Below are 19,867 nucleotides of genomic sequence, written 5' to 3'. Positions count from 1 at the left end.
TTCTCTGTGCGCAGAACCAATAAAGGAGGAATTTCTATGCGCACAGTCAATTGCCGTGTGACCGTGTATTTTGACGACCCGTTCTGGGCCGTGCTGTATGAGCGGGAGAGCGGCGGCTGGTATGAGGCGAGCCGGACGGTGTTCGGCGCGGAGCCCAGGGATCACGAGGTGTATGCGTTCCTGCTGCAAAGCTGGCGGCGGCTGCGGTTCAGCCCGCCGATACCGGCGGGCGAGCGGCCGGCGCGGCCGGATAACCCCAAGCGCCGCCAGCGCGCCGCCCGTCAGGCGGTGGAGCGGTCGGGGACCGGTACGCGGGCGCAGCGGGCGCTTGCCGCCCAGCGCGAGCAGGGGAAAACCGCGCGCCGCATCCGCACACGGGAGGAAAAAGCGCGGGAGGCTGCGGAACGCTATGAAAAGCACCGGCAAAAGCGCAGGGAAAAGCACAAGGGACACTGAATCGTGTCCCTTGTGCTTTTTAACGGTATAACGGCGCTCCCTTTCATCACGATAACAGTTAAACGGCCCAATGTGACGGACGGCAGGGAAAAATATCAAAAAAATTAAGAAATCCTTCATGGAATCCGTCCGGTTTTCTGCTATACTGCAATAAATAATGTGACAGAAATACGACAAAAAAGTATGATGAAAATTACAGAAAAAATATCTGGGTTTTTGTGCGAACAGTGAAAAATGCAAGGAGGTGGTGAATTTCCAGCAAAAACTTATTGCATAATACGGCAATAGTGCTATGATAGTACAAGGATTAGAGAGAGTAACTTTGCGAGTGGGAATGAAGGAGACGAGTTTTCGCCATGCTTCGCTTTTTAGAAAGTTTACAGTTTGTTTTATTCATATTTTTTACCGCAGCCTATGCATACCAGATCGTTTACCTGCTGGTCGGCTTTTTCGGAAAGGGGAAAGGCGGGAAGCAGGCCCCCGCGCTGCACCGCTATGCGGCGATCATCGCCGCGCGCAACGAGGAGAACGTGATCGGCGACCTGATCAAAAGCCTCAAGCGGCAGGACTATCCCGCCGAGCTGCTGGACGTGATCGTGATTGCGGATAACTGCACCGACCGCACGGCGGAGGTATCCCGTCAGGCGGGCGCGATCGTTTACGAGCGCTTTAACAAGGTGCAGGTCGGCAAGGGATATGCGCTCGACTATCTGTTCCGCCGCATTTTCGAGGACCAGGGCGAGCAGGCCTACGAAGGCTTCTTCGTGTTTGACGCGGACAATCTGGTTGACCCGCAGTTTGTGCGGGAAATGAACAAGATGTTCGACACCGGCGAATACGCGGCCCTGACCAGCTACCGCAATTCCAAAAACTTCTGTGACAACTGGATTTCCGCGGGCTATGCGCTGTGGTTCCTGCGGGAAGCGCGCTACCTGAACCGCCCGCGCACCCAGCTCGGGGTGAACTGCGCGGTTTCCGGCACCGGCTTCCTGGTCGCGGCGGATGTGATACGCGAGGATGGCGGCTGGCCTTACCATCTGCTGACCGAGGACATTGAGTTTTCTGTTTCATGCGCGATCCGCGGCCGGAAGATCGGCTACTGCGGCACGGCCGTGATCTACGACGAGCAGCCGACCGTGTTCCGGCAGTCGTGGGATCAGCGAATGCGCTGGACCAAGGGCTTTTACCAGATCGACGCGCGCTATACCGGCGCGCTGCTGGGCGGCTGCCTGCGCGGCGGGCGCCGCAGCATGTCCTGTTATGATATGCTGATGACGGTCGCGCCCGGCAACCTGGTCACGCTCGGCGTGCTGGCGCTGGCGCTGATCGCCTGCCTGAGCAGCCTTGCGCAGCCGGCGTTTATCACATACCGCGTGCTGCGTATGCTGGGCCGGATTATTTGGATGACGGTTAAGGGGATTTCGTTCAGCCTGTTCCTGTTCGGGGCGGTCACGATGCTGTCCGAATGGAAGAAAATTGATGGTCCGGCATGGAAAAAGATTGTGTTTATGTTCACGTTTCCGCTGTTTATGCTGACGTACATACCGATCTCGCTTGCCGCCCTGGTGAACAAGGTGGAGTGGAAGCCGATCCGGCATGGCTTGGCGGCCAAGGCGGAAAAGGGAAAAGAACGGGCATAAAAGACTAAAAAGCCTGCTGCGGGGAACGCAGCAGGCTTTCATTATTCTTCGATGCGGTGCGGCCGGCCGCCGGCGTAAAGCTCCCTGCGGATCGCGGCGAACATGCGCTCGGCCATATCCAGATACCGCCGGATCTCGTGCTCGTCGATCTCAAAAGGGAGGTCGGTGGGGTAGCGCGTTTCAATATAAAGGTCGTTGAGCGCCGCGCTTTCATCGAGGTATTCGGTAAACGTATCCGGATCGATGCGGATGGCCTGCCGGCACAGATAGGTGAGGTTGTGTCCGTCAAAGTGTCTGCCGGTGCGGTAGAGCAGATAGCCCTTGAGCGCTTTTTCAATCGCCTGCTGGCAGTGGAACGCGGTGTTGTAAGGGTCGCCGCCATAGGTCAGAAGCAGGCGGGCGCACTGCAGGTCGCACAGCGCTTTGTCCAGCCATTTGTAATAGAAATGACTGTCGGAGGCCCCTTTACGTCGTCGGCTCATAGATTACCTGGCCTTTCCGGGCGATCCAGGCGGCGTACGAGGTTTCGTCGGCGCACAGGTCCTCCCATTCCTCTGCGGTGTATACGCTCAGATTGACCGGCACATCGGCCGAGATCGCAAGGTGCAGGCGCGGCCGCAGCTTGCGGCAGTCCACGTCGTCCGGCACAATGACGCACAGGCTGAGCGCTTTGAGCTTGCCGGTCGCCATCGTGCGTTTTTCGGCAAAAAGGATGATTTTTTCCGGCCTGCAGATCCGCAGGATATCGTCGGCCGTTTGCTTTATCAGATCGGTCATGCTTCAGGACACCTGCCTTTCCAGAGGGGACAATGTGGCGAGCGCTTCAAAATGCGGCTTTCCATCCGCCTCGCCGCGGACGTAGCGGGCCGCGCCCACCGTGCCGCAGAGAAGCGCGAGCTGCTCGCCGAACGTGGTTTCCGCCGTGTAGTTAACCTGCAGCTCGGAGATAAAGCCCGGCTGCCGCTGCAGGTCGAGCGCGTCCGAGATCAGCTCGACGACGCGGACGTTGTTGACATGGTTGTTGACGTCCAGATCGGAATACAGGACGGGGTGGACATGATGCGGCTTGACAGACGCGCAGGAGAGCTTGGGCAGCGGGTCGAATAACGCGCCGCGCGCCGTATGCAGGTAATCCGCGGCCGCTGGGAAGCCGCTGGGACGCAGGATGCGGTGGGTCTGCGGGTCAAGCGTCACCCACATGGACTGGGCCTCGCCGACCAGCTTTTCGTTGGCAAAAAACGCAAAGCAGCGGTACCAGCTTGCGCCGCGGATGCCGGGACACCAGGTTTCGCAGCGGATGCGCTCATAGGGCAGCAGCGGCCGCAGGAGCGTGGCGCGCATTCGAGACAGGACCCACAGGATGCGAAGCTCTGCGGGGCCGAGATGCAGCGCCTCCGCGTGTACGGTCGCCGCGTCCTGCATGATGTTCCACAGGAAAGACGGCTTTGCGATGCCGCGGTTGTCAACATGGCTGTAATTGACCTCATATTCACGGGAAAGCAGGTCGGCCAAGGGAATGCGCCTCCAATCGGTTAATAAAACAGGCTGGTGATAAAGCGGGAAAGGATTTCCAGCAGACTGCTGTGCTGCGCGGACTCGCCGGCGGCGTCTCCGGGCGGGACGCCGTCAATCTCGGTATAGTGCTCGGTCAGCATGGACGAGCAGTTGGCGGTATCGATCAGGGAGGAATAGCTGAAAAACACCTCGCCCTGCACATCGATGCTGCTTTCGATCATGTCCAGCTGCCGCTCCAGTTCGGCCGTGCCATACCAGACGTCGCCGGGCTGCGCCTCGGCCGCGCGGTACGCGCCGATGCCGATATAGAGCGCGACGTCGCTGGTTGCCACAACGTTCTGCCACCAGTCGAGCAGGATCTCGAAGTCCGCGATCTCGTAGCCGATGGACCAATAGAGCTGAGGGCAGATATAATCGACCGTGCCGGCCTCGATCCACTCGACCGAATCGCAGTATATCTCACGGTAGGAGGAGCGGCCGTTGGTTTCGCTGCCCTCGGGATTGGAGGAGCGGTTATCCCAGATACCCGCGGGGCTGACGCCGAAAGAGAGGTCGGGGTCAAGCTCATGCAGCGCCGTGTCGAGCGCGGCGATCAGCGTGTTGACATTGTCGCGCCGCCAGTCCCCGATATCCTCAAAATCGCCGCCGTAGCGCGCGAACGAGGTGGCGTCGTTAAAATCCGGCCCTGGATAAAAATAATCGTCAAGATGGATGCCGTCCACCTCGTAATTGCGGACGATTTCCTCCGCGCCGTCAATGACGAGCTGCTGCACGGCGGACAGGCCGGGGTCAAAATAGTAATTCCCATCGTACTGCACGACCCATTCCGGATGCTGCTTGGCCGGACTGCTTTCCGGCAGCGCGGCCCATTCCGCCTCGCCGTCCTTGGTGATGCGGTAAGGGTTGATCCAGGCGTGGAGCTGCAGGCCGCGGCTGTGCGCGCCGTTTACCCAATAGGCGAGCAGGTCGAGGCCGCCGTCGGGCGCCTGACCCGTCGTGCCGCTCACATAACGGCTCCAGGGGAAAAGGTCGGACTGGTACAGCGCGTCCGCGGAGGGGCGGACCTGAAAGAACACGGTGTTCAGGCCCATGGACGCAATGTTGTCCAAAATCGCGTCCGCTTCGCTTTTGAGTTCGTCCGCGGTCATGCCCTGTCGGGTGGGATAGTCGATATTATAAACGCTGGAAACCCAGACGCCGCGGATACCGTCCCTGGCCGCGCTGCCGTTTGCGGCCGAAGCGGTGGGAAGCAGCAGGGCAAGCAGGAGAAAAAGCGATAAAATACGTCGTTTCAGCATGAAAATACTCCTTTGGTAAATGCGCGTAGCTTTATTCTTATTTTACCATTTTGGCCGGCGGAAAGCAAGGAATACGTCGTCCGGCTGCGGAAAGGAGCATTGACTTTGCCGGCGATCCATCGTATGATGGACAGGGAAAAGGATGTGAAAGGCTTTCATGCAGAAAAAAGTTTTGGCGCTGCACGACCTGTCCGGATTCGGGCGCTCGTCGCTCGTGCCGATCATTGCGGTGCTTTCCGCGGCGGGGCATCAGTGCGTGCCGCTGCCAACAGCGGTGTTTTCCACCCATACGGCGATCCCAAACTGGGTGACGACCGACTTAACCGGCGCGATGCAGGGAACAATAGAGCAGTACGACGCGCTGGGGCTGCGGTTTGAAGCGGTCTATGCGGGTTTTCTTGGCTCCGCGGATCAGATCGATCGGGTGCGGGAGGCGGCGCGGCGGCTGAAGGCCGTGGACGGGATCACCCTGATCGACCCTGTGATGGGCGACAACGGCAGGATATACGACACCTACACGCCCGAGATGTGTACTCGCATGCGGGAGCTTTGCGCCATCGCGGATATCATCACCCCCAATACGACCGAAGCCGCGATCCTGCTCGACCGCGACCCGTCCGGCAAGCCGCGCGGCGCGGAGGAGGCCTGGGAATGGATGCGCGCGCTGCGCGCGCGGTATGGCGCGCAGGTTGTGCTGACCGGCCTGGATTTTGCGGAAGGGCGCGTAGGCTCGGGTTGTCTGACGGCGGAGGGCGGCGCGCTGAGTCTGCACCGCCGCATCGACCGGTACTACCCGGGAACAGGGGACCTGTTCGCCTCCGTGATGCTGGGCAGCCTTCTGAACGGGGAAAAGCTGGCCGCGGCGTGCGACCGCGCGGGCGAATATGTCAAGGACTGCATCGCCTATACGGCGGCGCAGCAGACCGACCCGATGCACGGCGTACAATTTGAAAAGCTGCTGTATCATTTGGCGGGAGGATGCGATGAAGCACAAGGAAGAACTGAAGGAGATCATTAAGGCTTACCGCGATCGGGGCGCTGCCCGTGACCAGAACGAGCTGATCCAGCTTTTGCGGGAGGTCCAGACGCTGTTCGGCGGCGTGATACCGCAGAAAGCGCTGGAAAGGACCGCGGAAAAGCTGGAGCTGAAAATGACGTTCATCGATGCGCTGCTCAAGCGGTATCCGTCGATCCGAACCGAGGACGCGCCGCATACACTGTCTGTCTGCGGCGGGAAAAACTGCGCCAGACAGGCGGCGTTATCGGATTTTGTGGAACGGACCTATGGCGTGCAGGCGGGCGGCACGGCGGAAGCCGGCTTCCGCTACAAGGCGGCGGGCTGCATGAAAAAATGCGGCAAAGGCCCCTGCGTCAAATGGGACGGCGATATCCATACAGGGATGACGGAGGAAAAGCTGCGCAAGCTGATCGAGGGAGAATGTTAAAAGCGGGCGGCCTTTTCACAGGCCGCCCGCTTTTTGCGCGGAGCGAAACCACGCGATGACGGAAACAAAAACGCCTGTCCAAAAGACAGGCGTTTTTGTTTATTGGAGCGGCTGACGAGGCTCGAACTCGCTACCTCCACCTTGGCAAGGTGGCGCTCTACCAGATGAGCTACAGCCGCAGGCTATCGCGCCGGACTTATCAGCGCGATATTTATTATAGCAAAGGTGTGATGAACTGTCAAGCATAAAAATGAAAAAACAGAAAAATTTTCAGCCCTTGCCGCCGCGTGTGCGAAGCTGGATACGCAAGCATACGAACAGGTACAGCGCGAGCGCCAGGGGGAACTGGAGCAGGACGCTGACGGCGAACCGCTGTGCGGCCAGCCACAGTATCATCCAGGCTGCCCACATGCAGGGCATCAGCGCGAGCGGGAAGATGTTGCGCCGCCAAAAGCGGGCCCGCAAAGCGAGGCCTTTTGCGGCGTCCTGCGACCCGATCGAGCTGCATAAGCCCAGGAACAGTGCGCACATCCCGATCTGGATCAGCAGGCCGAGGATAGTGGGGATGCAGTAGTAGGTCTGCTGCCACCAGTCGAATAGCAATAGCGCCGCGCCGAACACGCAGCCGCCGGTCGTCAGGTCGAGCAGCATGGGCGCGCTGCGCAGCATATCGGACAGGGCAGGGACAGCGGCCCCGCCGTCCGCCTGCTCCGCCGGCGGCTCGATATCCCGCAGCAGCCAGTCGGTCGTGACGTCAAAATAGTCTGCGAGCGCGATTACCTTATCCGTGTCCGGCGTGGCGTCCTCGGTCTCCCATTTGGAAACCGCCTGCCGCGATACGCCGAGTGTGATGGCCAGCTCCTCCTGCGATAAGCCGCGCTGTTTGCGCAGGCTGATGATTTTTTCTCCAAGCGTCATGTTTGCTTACCTCCTTGCTTGATGAGACTAATTTTACCGGAAAAAGCGGTTGCATGCCACCAAGCGGGGCTGGAAATTGCGCAACCGGCGGTTGCAGACAGGAAAAAGGCGCGTTTTTCGCAAAACGCGCCGGAAAGATCAATAGCCGAGCGGCTCGCCGATCAGCACGACCTCGCACTTTTCCATTTTGGTGGGCGGCCCCATGTGGATCACCATGGCGCGGCAGAGCTTTTCCACAATCTCCGGATCATCCTTTCCGGACAGTCGTTTAGCGTTGAGGGGGGCGGCGACGTTTTTCGCGCGGTCGATCGCGCTTTCCAGATCGGGACACAGCTTGTTGATGCCGCAGACAAAGATGCAGCGCTTCGGGCCGAACAGCGTACCCGCGACGCGGTTGCAGGTGCCGTCGATATTGACGATCTCGCCGTTTTCCGACAGGCCGTTGGCGGAGCAGAGATAAATGTCGGGCGTCTGGAAGAATTCACCTGGCTTGAGCCAGTGCCAGTGGACAGAGGTGTTTCCGGCAAAGGCTTCCGGAAAACCCAGCTCCTTGAGCGTCATCGAGCCGCCGAGAGAAACCGATTTGCCCGCGCAGGCGTCGGTCAGATAGCGCTGCGCCTCCTGCGCGGTGGGGAAGTAAGTAAAGCCGAAGCCGCGCGCGGTGAAGGCCCTGCAGATCGCGTCCACCCCCGGCAGGCCGCGTTCGAACATCGGCAGCAATTCGGACGGGTCGCTTACCAGTGCCTGCGCGCCGGCGGCTTTCAGCTCCTCGGCCGGACGGAAGCCCCAGGTCACGCCGACAGCGGTCAGGCCGGCGTTTCGCGCGGTCTGCATATCGACCGCGCTGTCTCCGATGTAGAGGGCGGTCGCCGCGTCGCCGCCCAGCTCGCGCAGCAGTTGGAGCGCGCTGGTCGGATCAGGCTTGCGGGGGGTGTCCGGCCGCTCGCCGCAGGTGACCTGCACCAGATCACCGAAATAATGCCGGATCAGCCCCTTGGCGGCCAGATCATATTTGTTGGAAAGCACGCCGACCGAAACGCCGGCTTTTTTCAGCGCCTTGAGCAGCGGGAGGATGCCGTCATACGGTTGGGTGCGGTTCATCATGCGCTCGTTATAGGCGGTGCGGAAGTCGTCGAGGCAGGCGTCAACCATGGCCTCGGTGCGTTTGTTTTCCGGAATGCAGCGCTCGACCAGCTTGCGCACGCCGTTGCCCGCGCGCTTGCGCGTCTGCTCCTCGGTCACGGCGGGGAAGCCGCGCCGCATGACCGCGCAGTTGACGCTGTCGCACAGGTCGCCGAGGGTGTTGAGCAGGGTGCCGTCCAAATCAAAGATTGCCGTGTTGATTTTCATGCTATCGCTATCCTTTTTATCTGTTTGGGTGGGCGCGGCTTCAGCCGCGCATATAGGTTTGCGTGATCTCGGCCAGCAGGGAGGAAACCGTCGGGTTGAGCGCCTCCCGCCGCACGCGCCAGCGCCAGTTCTTGCCGCCGATCGTCCCGGGCGTGTTCATGTGCGCGTCCGCGCCGAGCGAGAGCAGGTCCTGCAGGGTGGTCATGGCGATGCACGCGGGCGAGGCCCAGACGCTTTTGATCGCGCTCCAGCCCATGGCCTCGCTGTGCGAGGTGCGCAGGTACCGGTAGGCAAACTGCTTTTCCGGCTCGGTGCAGATATCCATGATCTGCTCGCATACGGTCTGGGAGTCGTGCGTGGAGGTGTAAACGATGCTGTTCGGCACGAAGTTATGCGGCAGGTGCTCGTTGTCCTCGGCCGGCGTGAAGCCGAAGATCAGCACCTTCATGCCCGGCAGGCCGCTTTCTGCGAGCAGTTCGCGCACCTCGTCGGTCTGCACGCCCAGATCCTCCGCGATGAGCCGGACCGGACCGAGCGCCTGTTCGATGGCGCGGAGCAGCTCCATGCCCGGGCCTTTGCGCCAACGGCCTTTGATCGCGTTTTCCGATCCGGCCTTGACCTCCCAGTAGGCCGCGAAACCGCGGAAGTGGTCGAGCCGCACCACATCGAACAGCGCCATGTTGCTTTTCATGCGCCAGATCCACCAGGCGTAGTTCTCCGCGCGGTGCGCATCCCAGTCATACACCGGATTGCCCCAGAGCTGGCCGGTGGCCGAATAGTAGTCGGGCGGCACGCCCGCGACCAGCTTGGGGCTGCGGTCGGCCTTGAGCTTGAACAGTGTCGGGTGCGTCCACACATCCGAGGAGTCCGCGGAAACGTAGATCGGGATATCCCCGATGATCTGGATGCCTTTCTCATTGGCGTAGGCATGCAGCGCGTTCCACTGCTGGAAAAAGACATATTGCAGGAAGATGCGGAAGTCGATCTCGTCCCGCAGCTCGGCGGCCGCCTTTTCAAGCGCGGCGGGCTTGCGGTCGCGCACCGCCTTGTCCGGCCAAAGATAGACCGGCATATTGTGGTATTTTTCCTCCTTGAGCGCCATAAACAGCGCATAATCCGGCAGCCAGGCGGCATTTTCCTCGCGGAACGCGTCGATCTTGGCGCGCAGCGCGTCGTCTGCGCGGCGGTACGCCTTGCGGAACAGCGGCCAGCGGGTATCCGCGAGCTGTTCGAAATCCGCCTCGTCCGGTGAGGCCTCGAAGTCGCCGGCCCTGACCTCGGCCGCGGTCAGCAGGCCGTCCTCCACCAGCAGGTCGAGGTCGATCAGGTACGGGTTGCCCGCCGCTGCGGAAAAGCACTGATACGGCGAATCACCGAAACCGGTGTGGCCGAGCGGCAGGACCTGCCAATAGGTCTGACGGGCGGCGGCGAGAAAATCCACAAAATCATACGCGGCCTTGCCCATGGTACCCACGCCGTGCGGCGAGGGCAGAGAAGTGACGTGCGCGAGCACGCCGCTGGAGCGTTTGAACATACTGCGTTCCCCCAATTCAATATGACTCATTATAACACAGTTCGGCCGATTTCCCAAGAGTTATTCTTGCCGGCAAAGACTGGAAGCGGACGAGGGCAACGGGAGACCGTGCGGAATCCGCTTGCAAACGGCTGGCCGGCAGGCTATAATAAGAGGGTTAAAAACACAAAAAAGGGGAATATCAACGCATGAGAATGCGCAAAAAGAAAAACCTGGACGTGCGCTTTGCCGCGTGCGCGGATGTGATGGCGTTCAAGCCGAAGGAAAAGCGCGGCCGCTGGCGCGCGCTGTTCGGCAACGACCACCCGCTGCATGTGGAGATCGGCTGCGGCAAGGGGCGCTTTGCGATCGGCATGGCGGAGCAGCATCCGGAGATCAACTTTATCGCGGTCGAACGGGAGGAGGGCGCGCTCATCATGGCGGCGGAGCGCTGCCAGCAGCACCCGCTGCCCAACCTGCGGTTCGTATCCTTTGACGCGGCCGAGCTGCGCGAGGTGTTCGCCCCGGGCGAGGTGGACCGCATCTACCTGAACTTTTCCGACCCGTGGCCGCCTAACCGCCAACGCAAGCGCCGCCTGACGTGGCGCGCGTATTTGGAGGTATATGACGAGCTGCTGAAGCAGCAGGGCGACCTGTGCTTCAAGACCGACAACCAGCGCTTTTTTGAGTGGACGCTCGCGGAGATCTGTCAGTACGGCTGGCTGCTCCAGAATATCTCGCTCGACCTGCACCACTCGGATTTCGAGGGCAACGTGATGACCGAATATGAGGAGAAGTTCTCGTCCGAGGGCGCGCGCATCTACCGTCTGGAGGCGCGCCGGCGGCTGCCGGAATTTTTAAGAAAATAGAGGGAGGATGAAAAGCGGCCGCAGGGCCGCTTTTTCCTGTGGAAAATAAAAGTTATTGACATATGCCGGAAAAGTGCTATCCTATATTTATAACCGGCATATGCCGAAAATGAAAAACGGAGGCGCAGCTATATGAAAATCGCAGTCACTTATGAGGATGGACAGATATTCCAGCACTTTGGGCATACCGCCCAGTTCAAAGTATATGAAACAGCGGACGGGAAAATCCTTTCCTCTCAGATCGTTGATACTAATGGCAGCGGGCATGGGGCGCTTGCGGGCTTCCTGGCGGCGCAGGGCGTGGATACGCTGATTTGCGGCGGCATCGGCGGCGGTGCGCAGGCCGCGCTGGCCGATGCCGGCATCCGCCTGCTGGGCGGCGTGCAGGGCGGGGCGGACGAAGCGGTCGGGGCGTTCCTGTCCGGCTCGCTCCAGTATGATCCGGATGTCCGGTGTAGCCACCACGAGCATCACGGCGAGGGGCATGACTGTGCCTCGCACGGCGGCCACACCTGCGGCGGCCACTGCCACGGGTAAACGCGGATGCCAAGGCCGAAAAAGTGCCGCAGGGTATGCGGGCTGCCGGCCTGCCGGGAATTCGGTCCGCGCGGCATGGGCTGCGCGGGGGAGCCGGTTGTCATGGGGCTGGATGAGTACGAGGCGCTCCGCCTGATCGATCTGGAGGGCCTGCAGCAGGAGCAGGCCGCCGTGCAGATGGGGGTCGCGCGCACCACGGTGCAGGCGATTTACAACACCGCCCGCCGCAAGCTGACGGACTGCCTGGTCAACGGCAGGCTGCTGCGGCTCCAGGGCGGGGATGTGGAGGTCTGCGAGCGGCGCGCGCATTGCCCGAGAGCCGGCTGCTGCCTACGGCGAAGCTGCGATAAGGAAAGGCCGGAGGGATGATTCCCTCCGGCCTTTTTCTCTGGATGCGCCTGCGTTTGACAGACGGACGCCCCCCATACGGGCTTACAGCTTGGTGTATCCGCGCGGGGTGACGATAGCGTCCAGCGGGACGCCGGCCGCGCACGCGGGGCAGTCCTTACCGCGGACAAAATTGTGGTAATGCGGGAAATCCTCGCCCGAAAACAGGCGGACGACCGGCTTGCCGTCCAGCTCGGAAATGTTGGAGAACAGCGCGGAATAGCCGGCGACGCGGCCGCCGTAATATTCGATGCACTCGCGCGTCTGGGACAGGGTTTGACCGGTCGAGGCCGTGTTGACCAGCACCAGCACATTGCGGTTTTCGATCATGGGGCGGAGGTTGTCCGCGAACATGAACTGCCCGTTGACGTTGTTGTCCGGCTCGACAAGATAGACGGATTTGCCGGAATTCAGGCTGCCGATACCCGAGGAGGAAAGCTCGCGGGCCAGATAGGCGCCGATGTATTCCGTACCCTCCAGGCACAGGAGCGTGTCCACGCTGACCGCGCTGAAGTGGAAGGCGATGCTGCGCGCCGCTTCAAGCGCCATGGACATATTGTGCTTGATTTCGGACATATCGACATAATAATTGATGTGCGAATGGTTTGTGGCGAAATGCCCGGGGATCGCATCCGCGTAAAGGCGCTTGTTGGCATGGGAGATGATTCGGATCGGCTGCTGCATAAGGAAACCACCTTTCTTGCGACAATATAAGAAATCACACCCTTATTATACCGCATTTTACCGCGCAGGGCAAGAAAAAGCCGAGCGCTTTGGACGGCGTTTCCAGACGGGGAAAATAAAAAAGCAGCCGCACAGCGGCTGCCGTTCCATTGAAATGCGCGGGGCGCATGCGCCCGAAAGGTAATAAGCCCCGCCCTGCCGATGCGGCCCAATTAGTAACCTGCACGACTCGGCAGGTGGGTTTTCTGTTTGGCATGTCTGCGCTTCCAACATCCGTGTATACCCGGGAGGCCTGCTGCTCGATGCCAAAACTTTCCGAAATCCCGTACTAAAAATGTGGGTTAAAAAAAGGCCGCTGTCGCACAGGGCAGGGTGGCGTCCGGCAAAGCCTTGCCGGACGCCGGAAAGGAAGATGGGCTCAGCCCTCTTCGTCCTCCTCCGCTTCCGCGCGCTCCATCACGATATTGAACACGGCGTCCGCGATCTCGTCGTCCTCGACCGCTTCCAGCATTTCCTCGCCGTTTTCCTCCACGATCTGCATGATGACGACCTCCGCGTCTTCCTCAACGGCAAGCTCGGCCGGAATAAACGCCAGATAGGTCGTACCCTCATATTCCACGGTGTCGATGTGCTCAAACTCCACTTCGTTGCCGTCCTCATCGATCAGCGTGACAAAATCGTTGCCGTACTCCTCGCTCATGGTTCCGGCACCTCCTTGTGTTTGGTTTCAGATTGGGGGAGGATTGCTCTCCCCGCTTTAAGCATAACAAATCGCGCCGGATTTGTAAAGCCAAATTATCGGGGCGGCGCCACTGTCATAGTATGCCGCCCATGCGAATTATCATACCAGCAGGAGCGCAAGAAATAAAGCCTTGACTTTGCCTTTTATTTCTGCTATAGTATTACAGGTAACAAAGAAGAAGGCCGCGTCCTCACCCGCAGCGCTTGAGCAAACGGGTTAATCATTCCGCAAAGCCGCAGGGCAGTTTTGCGCTTTTGTGATGGAGGACGACCGTAAAGGGCCGGTCCTTTTTTCTTTTTGTATTTTAATCCGTTTTTGTTTGGAGGTGCTTACCAATCAGCAGCATGGAACATCAGATCAATGAAGAGATCCGCGACAAGGAAGTCCGTCTGATCAGCGACGACGGCGAACAGCTCGGCATCGTGCCTATCCAGCAGGCGCAGGACATCGCAGTGGAAAAGGGCATGGACCTGGTCAAGATCGCCCCGCAGGCAAAGCCGCCGGTGTGCAAGATCATGGACTACGGCAAATTCCGCTTTGAACAGGCCAAGCGGGAAAAGGAAGCGAGAAAAAATCAGCGCGTCGTGGAGATCAAAGAGATTCGCCTGACCCCCAATATCGACGTCGGCGACCTGAATACCAAGGTGAAAAACGCCTGCCGCTTCCTCAAGGACGGCGACAAGGTCAAGGTTTCGGTCCGCTTCCGCGGCCGTGAGGTCACCCATGCGTCGCTCGGTCAGGACCTGCTCCATCGCTTCGCGGAGCTGTGCGCGGAATGCAGCACGGTGGAAAAGCAGCCCAAGCTCGAAGGCCGCCAGATGCTTATGTTCCTGGCGCCCGCAAAAGACAAGTAAACCAAAAAGCGCGTTTTCAGCGCAAATTCAGAGAGGAGCAAACCCTTATGCCTAAGATCAAAACGCACAGCGGTGCAAAGAAAAGATTTTCCGTCACCAAGAACGGTAAATTCAAGCGCGGCCATGTCGGTAAACGCCATCTGCTCAACGGCCACGGAAAGACCACCAAGCTCAAGCGCCACCTCCGCAAGGAAGGCTTTGCGGATTCCACCAATGTGGCGCAGCTCAAGCGTCTGCTGCCGTATAAGTAAGTAAAATCACATCTTTCATATAGGAGGCAATCACAATGGCAAGAGTTAAGGGCGCGATGATGACGCGCAAAAGAAGAAAGAAGATCCTCAAGCGTGCCAAGGGCTACTGGGGTGCGAAATCCACCCATTACCGCGTAGCCAACCAGGCGGTCATGAAGAGCCTGAAGTACGCGTATATCGGCCGCAAGCACAAGAAGCGCGACTTCCGCCGCCTGTGGATCACCCGTATTTCGGCTGCCGCCAAGTCCTGCGGCATGAATTACAGCCGCTTTATGAACGGCCTCAAGAAAGCCGGCATCGACCTCAACCGTAAGATGCTCGCGGACCTTGCGGTCAACGACAAGGCTGCGTTCGCCGCGCTGGCGGAAAAGGCGAAGGCGGCGCTCTGATCCCCGAAGTGCCGGAAGACTCTGCGGAAACCGCTTGCTGTTTGTGAAAAAGGCCGTTTTACGGCCTTTTTCTTTTTTTGGCGGCCGCGCAGCTGCGGCTGGGAACGGCGCGGCGTGTCGAAAAATTGTTACATTTGTGTAACTTTACAGGAATTTTATTTGATTTTTTTGCATAATATGTTATACTGGATAACAGATAAATCAATAAGAGGAGGTGCAAAGGCTGATGAGACATATCCGAATCCCGCAAAAGCCCGACCGGCCGGACATCGATGATTTGATTTTCGGTGATGAGCATGAGACGCAAAGCGAAAAGTAAAACGCTTTATGGATTGGTCCACGCAGGGCGCGCATCGGGATTGAAATGCGGCCGCGTGGTTTTTTTATATTTATTTCCCGGCAATAAAAACAGGGGAGTTCCATTCTGAATATGAAAAACGCGTCTCAAAAGAAGTGATGCCCGAAGCGGTTTTTCCGTTTCGGGCATTTTGTTTGTTCAATTTTCCGCCGGAATGGCCGCGCGCAGGCGGTCGAGCGCGGCTTGGAAGCGCGGCTCGTCCCGCAGGGGCGCGTACCGCTCGTCCTCCTCAATTGCGCGGAGCGTCAGACGGTGGGTTTCGATGATATCATTCTGTGTAGGGACATGCGTCTGCACCGCGGCAAAAAACGGGTTATCACGGTAATCGAGCGTATAGGCAAGGCGCGTGTCGATATACTGCTCAAACAGGTCGAGCGCCTGCGCCTGGTCGCCCTCCTCCTGCGCGAGCATGATGCCGAGCAGCAGGCCGTTCGATCGGTCAAGCCCGAACAGCGCATCGACCGCGCGGTAGGCGTCAACCAGACGGTGGGCGGCGGCAAACGCCTTTTGCCGGCGGGTGATGGTGGTCAGGCTCATCAGCGCGGTTGATACCTCGCCCACATGGGTCAGCAGCGCGCGGCGCGCAAGCTGCTCTGCCTCGGTCAGCTTTTCCTGTGCCAGGTAAAGGGACAGGCGCAGCGCATCCGAATCGATGCCCTGCTTTGGCGGCAGGCTGTCGATCAGCGCCTCGGCCTCGTCATAACGGCCCAGCATGGTGAGCATGCTGATGCGCAGGGAGCGGGAAACCAGCTTTTCGCCGGTTTCCTCGGATTGCTGCTCCCCCTGCTCAAACAGGGCGAGGCATCGCTCCGTAATATCGGACGCCGTCTGTTCCGTATCCTCCGCACGGTTGAGGGCTGCGGCGATGTAACGATAATACAGCGCGCCTGCGAGCAGCTTGATCGAGCCGCTGTGCGGGTATTCGCGCAGTACCGCCTCGACCGCCCGCACGCCCGCGTCAAAGCCCTGGTCGTCAAATACCTGATGCAGCCGGCTGGAAATGGCAAGCTGCTCCTCGCGCGCAGGGTCGCGGCGGAAATCGAGAAGGGCGTCCACGGACAGGCCGAGCGCGCGGGCCAGCGGCGGCAGCAGCGTGATATCCGGATAGCTCGCGCAGGTTTCCCACTTGCTGACTGCGGCGGCGGACACGCCTACCATGTCAGCGAGCGTTTCCTGCGTCATCCCTTTTTCGCGGCGTGTTTGCATAATGATTTTTCCAATTTGCAGTTCCATCAAGAAAACCAGCTCTCTAAAATAGGATCAAAGGGCTCTTTGTCATGCCTATCGTATCATATGGCGCGCCGCCGCACAATGGAGGCAAAGTTTAACCAACGGTTGCATCATTCAACCGCCGGTTAAGCTGCGATGCAGATATGGACGCCAAAGCGGGGAGGGGGGGGAGCTGGGTTACAGGCGAAGCCCCTTGACATCCTTGATGCGGGACAGGATAACGTGTGTTTTCACGCTGACCGCACCGTCCAGGCGGTCGATTTCGTTCCGGATGAACGTATCAAGCTCGTCCTGTGAGGCGGCGACGGCATGCACATGCAGGCAGCAATTGCCGCTCATGCGGTAGATCTGGGTGACGGTGCCGCACTGATAAAGCCGGTCGATCACGGCGTTCAGTGCGTCGGGAGCCGTTTCGATCTCAAAATAGCAGGATACAGCGCCGCTGATTTTCTGCGGGTTGATGATGGTCGTGTATTCCTCGATGATCCCCTTTTTCTCCAGCGCGTCGATCCGGCCTTTCACCGCGACGCGCGAAAGGCCGACCAGCTCGCCGATCTCGGAATAGGAATAGCGGGCGTTCTGTGTGAGCAGGGTGAGGATCTTCTGGTCGAGGGCGTCCAGACAGTCCAGATACATGGGGAAGCCTCCTTTTCAGGGTGGGATGATATAAGAATAGTATAACACAGGGGAGGAACAAATAGAAATATATAATTGACGAATTAATAAAATATTGCTACTATAGTATTGCATAAAGAAAGATAAAAATTGCGTTTAGAAAAAGGTGGACGTATGCGAGGCGATTTGACAGAGGGCGATATCACCAAAAAGCTGTTGCTGTTCGCCCTGCCGCTGATGGCGGGCAACCTGCTGCAGCAGATGTATAACGTGGCGGATACGCTGATCGTGGGCCGTTTCCTGGGCGCGGACGCGCTGGCGGCGGTCGGTTCGTCGTATACGCTGATGGTGTTCCTGACCTCCATCCTGCTCGGGCTGTGTATGGGGAGCAGCGCGTTTTTCTCCATCCAGTTCGGGCGGAAGGATATGGAGCGGCTCCGGACCAGCTTCGCCCTGTCGTTTCTGCTGATCGGCGCGGCGGCGGTGCTGCTCAACCTCCTCTCGTTTGCCGGACTGGACTGGATCATCCGCGCCCTGCAGGTGCCGCGGGAGGTCGTCGGGCTGATGCGGGAATACCTGTTCTGCATCTTTTTCGGCATTCCGGCGACCTTTCTTTATAATTACTTTGCCAATCTGCTGCGCGCGGTCGGGGATTCGGTCACGCCGCTGCTGTTTTTGGGCGTTGCGGCGGTGATGAACATTGCGCTCGACCTGGTGTTCGTGCTTGTTTTCCGCTGGGGCGTAACGGGCGCGGCGGCTGCGACCGTCCTGGCGCAGTATGCGTCCGGCCTGGGGATATTGCTGTATTACCTGCTCCGCTTTCCGGAGCTGCGGGTCGCGCGGCGGCATATCCGCTGGGACAGCGGCATCGTCCGCGAGATCGCGGGCCTGTCGGTCCTGACCTGCGTGCAGCAATCCATTATGAACCTCGGCATCCTGATGGTACAGGGCCTGGTCAACAGCTTCGGCAAGGTGGTGATGGCGGCGTTTGCCGCCGCGGTCAAGATCGATTCGTTCGCTTATATGCCGGTACAGGATTTCGGCAATGCGTTTTCCACCTTTATCGCCCAGAATTACGGCGCGCGAAAGGCGGAGCGGATCCGGCGCGGGATAAAAAGCGCGGCGCTGTCCGCGTTCGCGTTCTGCGCGGCCATCAGCCTTGCGGTATGCGCGCTGGCCCGTCCGCTCATGGGGCTGTTTGTCGACGCTGGGGACACGGCGATCATCGAGGCCGGCGTGGGCTACCTGCGGATCGAGGGGGCGTTCTATTTCGGTATCGGCCTGTTGTTTCTGCTGTACGGTTTTTATCGGGCGGTCAAGATGCCCGGGATGTCGGTGGTGCTGACGGTGTTTTCGCTGGGTACGCGTGTGGCATTGGCCTACGCGCTGTCGGCTGTCCCCGCGCTGGGTGTGACCGGCATCTGGATGTCGGTACCGATCGGCTGGGCGCTGGCCGATGCGGTGGGCGTGCTGTATTACTACAGAAACCGGACGCGCATCCTTGCTGGGGGATAGGGCGGGATGAAACACGGGAGGGCGGCATAATGCCGCCCTCCCGCGTTGTTTATCGTCCGAAATAGCTGAAATGCATGTAGTCGCGTTTGCTCGACCAGGCGTTCCCGCCCCAGGAAAAGCCGTATTTCGTGAAAGCGTTGTATACATCCCCGCCCTCTGGTATGGAGTAGGGGTCCTCGTAGGGCGACCAGTGCGTGCCGGTGGTCGGGGTGAGCGAGCCGTCCGCGTTGATGGTGGCCTCCATGTTTTCCTCCCAGTTGATATCGATTGCGGTACCCTGTGAATGCTCGCCCGTGCGCCAGGAATAGCAGCCGACATTCTTGATCGGGAACTGCTCGTCGCCGTTATAAATTTCCTCAAAGATTGCCTCGTAAATCGGGGCGAGCGACTGATTGACCTCGATATACGCGGTGCCGGAGGTCTTGCTCCCGTCGGCCTGGAGCCGCCAGACCGGAACCGAGATTTCCACCATGTGCGCCTCGGCCTCCTCGGCGGTCTGGTATTTTTCACCGCCCACGCCGTAGACGAGCGTCATTTTGTCTGCTTCCGTGGAGGGGAACATGAGGTCGGGATCGAGCCAGTAGTCAGGGACCGAAACGGCGTCCTCCTCGCCGGAAGGCTCCTCTTCAGGCTCCTGGCCTTCAAAGGCCTGGCAGAAGCGCTCCGCCATGATAAGCGCCTGCTCGCGTGTCGCCGTGCCGTTGGGCGCTAACAGCGTAGCCTCGTCCGCGGCGGAAATGCCGTTTACGATCGTGTAATCGACCATGGTAATCATGGCGTTGACCGCATAATCGCTGATTTCCGGAACGTCGGGATAATCCTCCACGCAGGCGTCGCCGGCGATGGCGGGGGCGTCGATGCCGGCGGCGCCCAGGATATTATACAGCATCACACAAAGGTCCTGCCGCTTGATGCTGGCGTCCGGATCGAAAATGCCGTCGCCGCGGCCGCTTACCAGGCCGAGCTCATATGCCGCGACCACATTGGGGTCGTCGCAGTCGCGGAACGGTTTTTTGGCCGAAGCGAACACCGCCTTGCCGCTCACCGCCTTATAAGCGTTTACGGCAATGCCGCAGAATTCCGCGCGGGTGATCTCGGCCTTTGCGTTGAGCGCTTCGAGCGCGCTGGGCATCAGGCCGGCTTCCTGCGCGGCCGCGACGCCCTCCTCCGCCCAGGAGGAAATATTGGAAAGCGCGCCGGCCTGCTGGGCGAACAACGCCGCTGTCAGCGCCAGCGCACCCGCCCGGCGGGCAAAGGGATGGGACATAGGGAAAGACCTCCTTGCGTCTCAATAAAGAGAA

23 protein-coding genes, 1 tRNA gene and 1 other RNA gene are annotated in these 19,867 nt (G+C 59.7%); 11 read left to right on the top strand and 14 right to left on the bottom strand.

Annotated features, from left to right (window positions below; all coding sequences use genetic code 11):
• Positions 1-36: 36 nt before the first annotated feature.
• A complete protein-coding gene (locus tag ACYQ3S_RS05090) occupies positions 37-456 on the top strand; it encodes a YjdF family protein (protein WP_459687625.1) in 420 nt (139 codons plus the stop codon).
• A 356-nt stretch (positions 457-812) separates the two neighbouring features.
• A complete protein-coding gene (locus ACYQ3S_RS05085; RefSeq protein ID WP_459687624.1) occupies positions 813-2,096 on the top strand; it encodes a glycosyltransferase family 2 protein in 1,284 nt (427 codons plus the stop codon).
• Positions 2,097-2,137: 41 nt separating this feature from the next.
• On the opposite strand, the gene ACYQ3S_RS05080 is transcribed toward ACYQ3S_RS05085, so the two are convergent.
• The 4 genes from ACYQ3S_RS05080 to ACYQ3S_RS05065 are packed head-to-tail and all read right to left on the bottom strand — an operon-like array spanning position 2,138 to position 4,909.
• Positions 2,138-2,578 carry a HEPN domain-containing protein gene (locus ACYQ3S_RS05080; protein WP_459687623.1) on the bottom strand — a complete coding sequence of 147 codons (441 nt, stop codon included), beginning with the start codon at positions 2,576-2,578 and terminating at the stop codon, positions 2,138-2,140.
• Positions 2,562-2,873, bottom strand: a complete 312-nt coding sequence (locus ACYQ3S_RS05075; protein ID WP_459687622.1) for a hypothetical protein — start codon at positions 2,871-2,873, stop codon at positions 2,562-2,564. The genes ACYQ3S_RS05080 and ACYQ3S_RS05075 overlap by 17 nt, the downstream gene beginning before the upstream one ends.
• Before the next feature lie 3 nt (positions 2,874-2,876).
• Positions 2,877-3,608, bottom strand: a complete 732-nt coding sequence (locus ACYQ3S_RS05070) for an acyl-[acyl-carrier-protein] thioesterase (protein WP_459687621.1) — start codon at positions 3,606-3,608, stop codon at positions 2,877-2,879.
• A 20-nt stretch (positions 3,609-3,628) separates the two neighbouring features.
• Complete coding sequence (locus ACYQ3S_RS05065; protein WP_459687620.1) at positions 3,629-4,909, bottom strand: glycoside hydrolase family 10 protein; 1,281 nt, start codon at positions 4,907-4,909, stop codon at positions 3,629-3,631.
• A 157-nt stretch (positions 4,910-5,066) separates the two neighbouring features.
• Between ACYQ3S_RS05065 and ACYQ3S_RS05060 the strand changes: the two genes are divergently transcribed.
• Both ACYQ3S_RS05060 and ACYQ3S_RS05055 read left to right on the top strand, forming a co-directional pair.
• Positions 5,067-5,927: a pyridoxamine kinase gene (locus ACYQ3S_RS05060; protein WP_459687619.1), complete on the top strand. Its 861-nt coding sequence runs from the start codon at positions 5,067-5,069 to the stop codon at positions 5,925-5,927.
• Positions 5,893-6,354 (top strand): NAD(P)H-dependent oxidoreductase subunit E, encoded by a 462-nt coding sequence (locus ACYQ3S_RS05055; protein WP_459687618.1) that lies wholly within the window; start codon positions 5,893-5,895, stop codon positions 6,352-6,354. The genes ACYQ3S_RS05060 and ACYQ3S_RS05055 overlap by 35 nt, the downstream gene beginning before the upstream one ends.
• A gap of 103 nt (positions 6,355-6,457) precedes the next feature.
• Here the strand turns inward: ACYQ3S_RS05055 and ACYQ3S_RS05050 are convergent.
• The 4 genes from ACYQ3S_RS05050 to malQ all read right to left on the bottom strand — a co-directional run bounded on the left by ACYQ3S_RS05050 (position 6,458) and on the right by malQ (position 10,156).
• Positions 6,458-6,533: transfer RNA gene (locus tag ACYQ3S_RS05050), tRNA-Gly, on the bottom strand.
• A gap of 91 nt (positions 6,534-6,624) precedes the next feature.
• Positions 6,625-7,272 carry a helix-turn-helix domain-containing protein gene (locus ACYQ3S_RS05045; RefSeq protein ID WP_459687617.1) on the bottom strand — a complete coding sequence of 216 codons (648 nt, stop codon included), beginning with the start codon at positions 7,270-7,272 and terminating at the stop codon, positions 6,625-6,627.
• A 138-nt stretch (positions 7,273-7,410) separates the two neighbouring features.
• Positions 7,411-8,622 carry an HAD-IA family hydrolase gene (locus tag ACYQ3S_RS05040; protein WP_459687616.1) on the bottom strand — a complete coding sequence of 404 codons (1,212 nt, stop codon included), beginning with the start codon at positions 8,620-8,622 and terminating at the stop codon, positions 7,411-7,413.
• A 40-nt stretch (positions 8,623-8,662) separates the two neighbouring features.
• Positions 8,663-10,156 (bottom strand): 4-alpha-glucanotransferase, encoded by a 1,494-nt coding sequence (gene malQ, locus ACYQ3S_RS05035; RefSeq protein WP_459687615.1) that lies wholly within the window; start codon positions 10,154-10,156, stop codon positions 8,663-8,665.
• Between the two features lie 188 nt (positions 10,157-10,344).
• Between malQ and trmB the strand changes: the two genes are divergently transcribed.
• The 3 genes from trmB to ACYQ3S_RS05020 all read left to right on the top strand — a co-directional run bounded on the left by trmB (position 10,345) and on the right by ACYQ3S_RS05020 (position 11,910).
• Entirely contained in the window at positions 10,345-11,004 is a 660-nt protein-coding gene (gene trmB / locus ACYQ3S_RS05030) for a tRNA (guanosine(46)-N7)-methyltransferase TrmB (RefSeq protein WP_459687614.1), read from the top strand.
• Between the two features lie 132 nt (positions 11,005-11,136).
• Positions 11,137-11,541, top strand: coding sequence for a NifB/NifX family molybdenum-iron cluster-binding protein (locus ACYQ3S_RS05025; RefSeq protein WP_459687613.1), 405 nt, complete (start codon positions 11,137-11,139; stop codon positions 11,539-11,541).
• 6 nt (positions 11,542-11,547) lie between these two features.
• The gene (locus ACYQ3S_RS05020) at positions 11,548-11,910 is read left to right on the top strand and encodes a DUF134 domain-containing protein (protein ID WP_459687612.1); all 363 of its coding nucleotides are present in this window, start codon (positions 11,548-11,550) and stop codon (positions 11,908-11,910) included.
• Between the two features lie 63 nt (positions 11,911-11,973).
• On the opposite strand, the gene ACYQ3S_RS05015 is transcribed toward ACYQ3S_RS05020, so the two are convergent.
• The 3 genes from ACYQ3S_RS05015 to ACYQ3S_RS05005 all read right to left on the bottom strand — a co-directional run bounded on the left by ACYQ3S_RS05015 (position 11,974) and on the right by ACYQ3S_RS05005 (position 13,312).
• A complete protein-coding gene (locus ACYQ3S_RS05015) occupies positions 11,974-12,612 on the bottom strand; it encodes a type I phosphoribosyltransferase (RefSeq protein WP_459687611.1) in 639 nt (212 codons plus the stop codon).
• Between the two features lie 183 nt (positions 12,613-12,795).
• A non-coding RNA gene (gene ssrS / locus ACYQ3S_RS05010) (6S RNA) lies at positions 12,796-12,989 on the bottom strand.
• Between the two features lie 41 nt (positions 12,990-13,030).
• Positions 13,031-13,312: a DUF1292 domain-containing protein gene (locus ACYQ3S_RS05005; RefSeq protein ID WP_107631922.1), complete on the bottom strand. Its 282-nt coding sequence runs from the start codon at positions 13,310-13,312 to the stop codon at positions 13,031-13,033.
• Positions 13,313-13,698: 386 nt separating this feature from the next.
• Here ACYQ3S_RS05005 and infC point away from each other — a divergent pair, with 386 nt between their 5' ends.
• The 3 genes from infC to rplT are packed head-to-tail and all read left to right on the top strand — an operon-like array spanning position 13,699 to position 14,848.
• Positions 13,699-14,208: a translation initiation factor IF-3 gene (gene infC, locus ACYQ3S_RS05000; RefSeq protein ID WP_054327618.1), complete on the top strand. Its 510-nt coding sequence runs from the start codon at positions 13,699-13,701 to the stop codon at positions 14,206-14,208.
• 47 nt (positions 14,209-14,255) lie between these two features.
• Positions 14,256-14,459, top strand: coding sequence for a 50S ribosomal protein L35 (gene rpmI / locus ACYQ3S_RS04995; protein WP_054327617.1), 204 nt, complete (start codon positions 14,256-14,258; stop codon positions 14,457-14,459).
• A 35-nt stretch (positions 14,460-14,494) separates the two neighbouring features.
• Positions 14,495-14,848, top strand: coding sequence for a 50S ribosomal protein L20 (gene rplT / locus ACYQ3S_RS04990; protein WP_054327616.1), 354 nt, complete (start codon positions 14,495-14,497; stop codon positions 14,846-14,848).
• Positions 14,849-15,344: 496 nt separating this feature from the next.
• On the opposite strand, the gene ACYQ3S_RS04985 is transcribed toward rplT, so the two are convergent.
• Positions 15,345-16,412 carry a helix-turn-helix domain-containing protein gene (locus ACYQ3S_RS04985; RefSeq protein ID WP_459687610.1) on the bottom strand — a complete coding sequence of 356 codons (1,068 nt, stop codon included), beginning with the start codon at positions 16,410-16,412 and terminating at the stop codon, positions 15,345-15,347.
• Between the two features lie 201 nt (positions 16,413-16,613).
• On the bottom strand, positions 16,614-17,072 hold the full coding sequence (locus tag ACYQ3S_RS04980) for an Lrp/AsnC family transcriptional regulator (protein ID WP_459687609.1): 459 nt from the start codon (positions 17,070-17,072) through the stop codon (positions 16,614-16,616).
• A 153-nt stretch (positions 17,073-17,225) separates the two neighbouring features.
• Here ACYQ3S_RS04980 and ACYQ3S_RS04975 point away from each other — a divergent pair, with 153 nt between their 5' ends.
• Complete coding sequence (locus ACYQ3S_RS04975) at positions 17,226-18,566, top strand: MATE family efflux transporter (protein ID WP_459687608.1); 1,341 nt, start codon at positions 17,226-17,228, stop codon at positions 18,564-18,566.
• Between the two features lie 49 nt (positions 18,567-18,615).
• On the opposite strand, the gene ACYQ3S_RS04970 is transcribed toward ACYQ3S_RS04975, so the two are convergent.
• The gene (locus tag ACYQ3S_RS04970; protein WP_459687607.1) at positions 18,616-19,833 is read right to left on the bottom strand and encodes a M15 family metallopeptidase; all 1,218 of its coding nucleotides are present in this window, start codon (positions 19,831-19,833) and stop codon (positions 18,616-18,618) included.
• Positions 19,834-19,867 lie beyond the last annotated feature (34 nt).

Source organism: Agathobaculum sp. TL06 (genome assembly GCF_054658635.1).
Note: the sequence above shows the minus strand (reverse complement) of the source record. Positions and strands in the feature narration are given on the sequence as shown.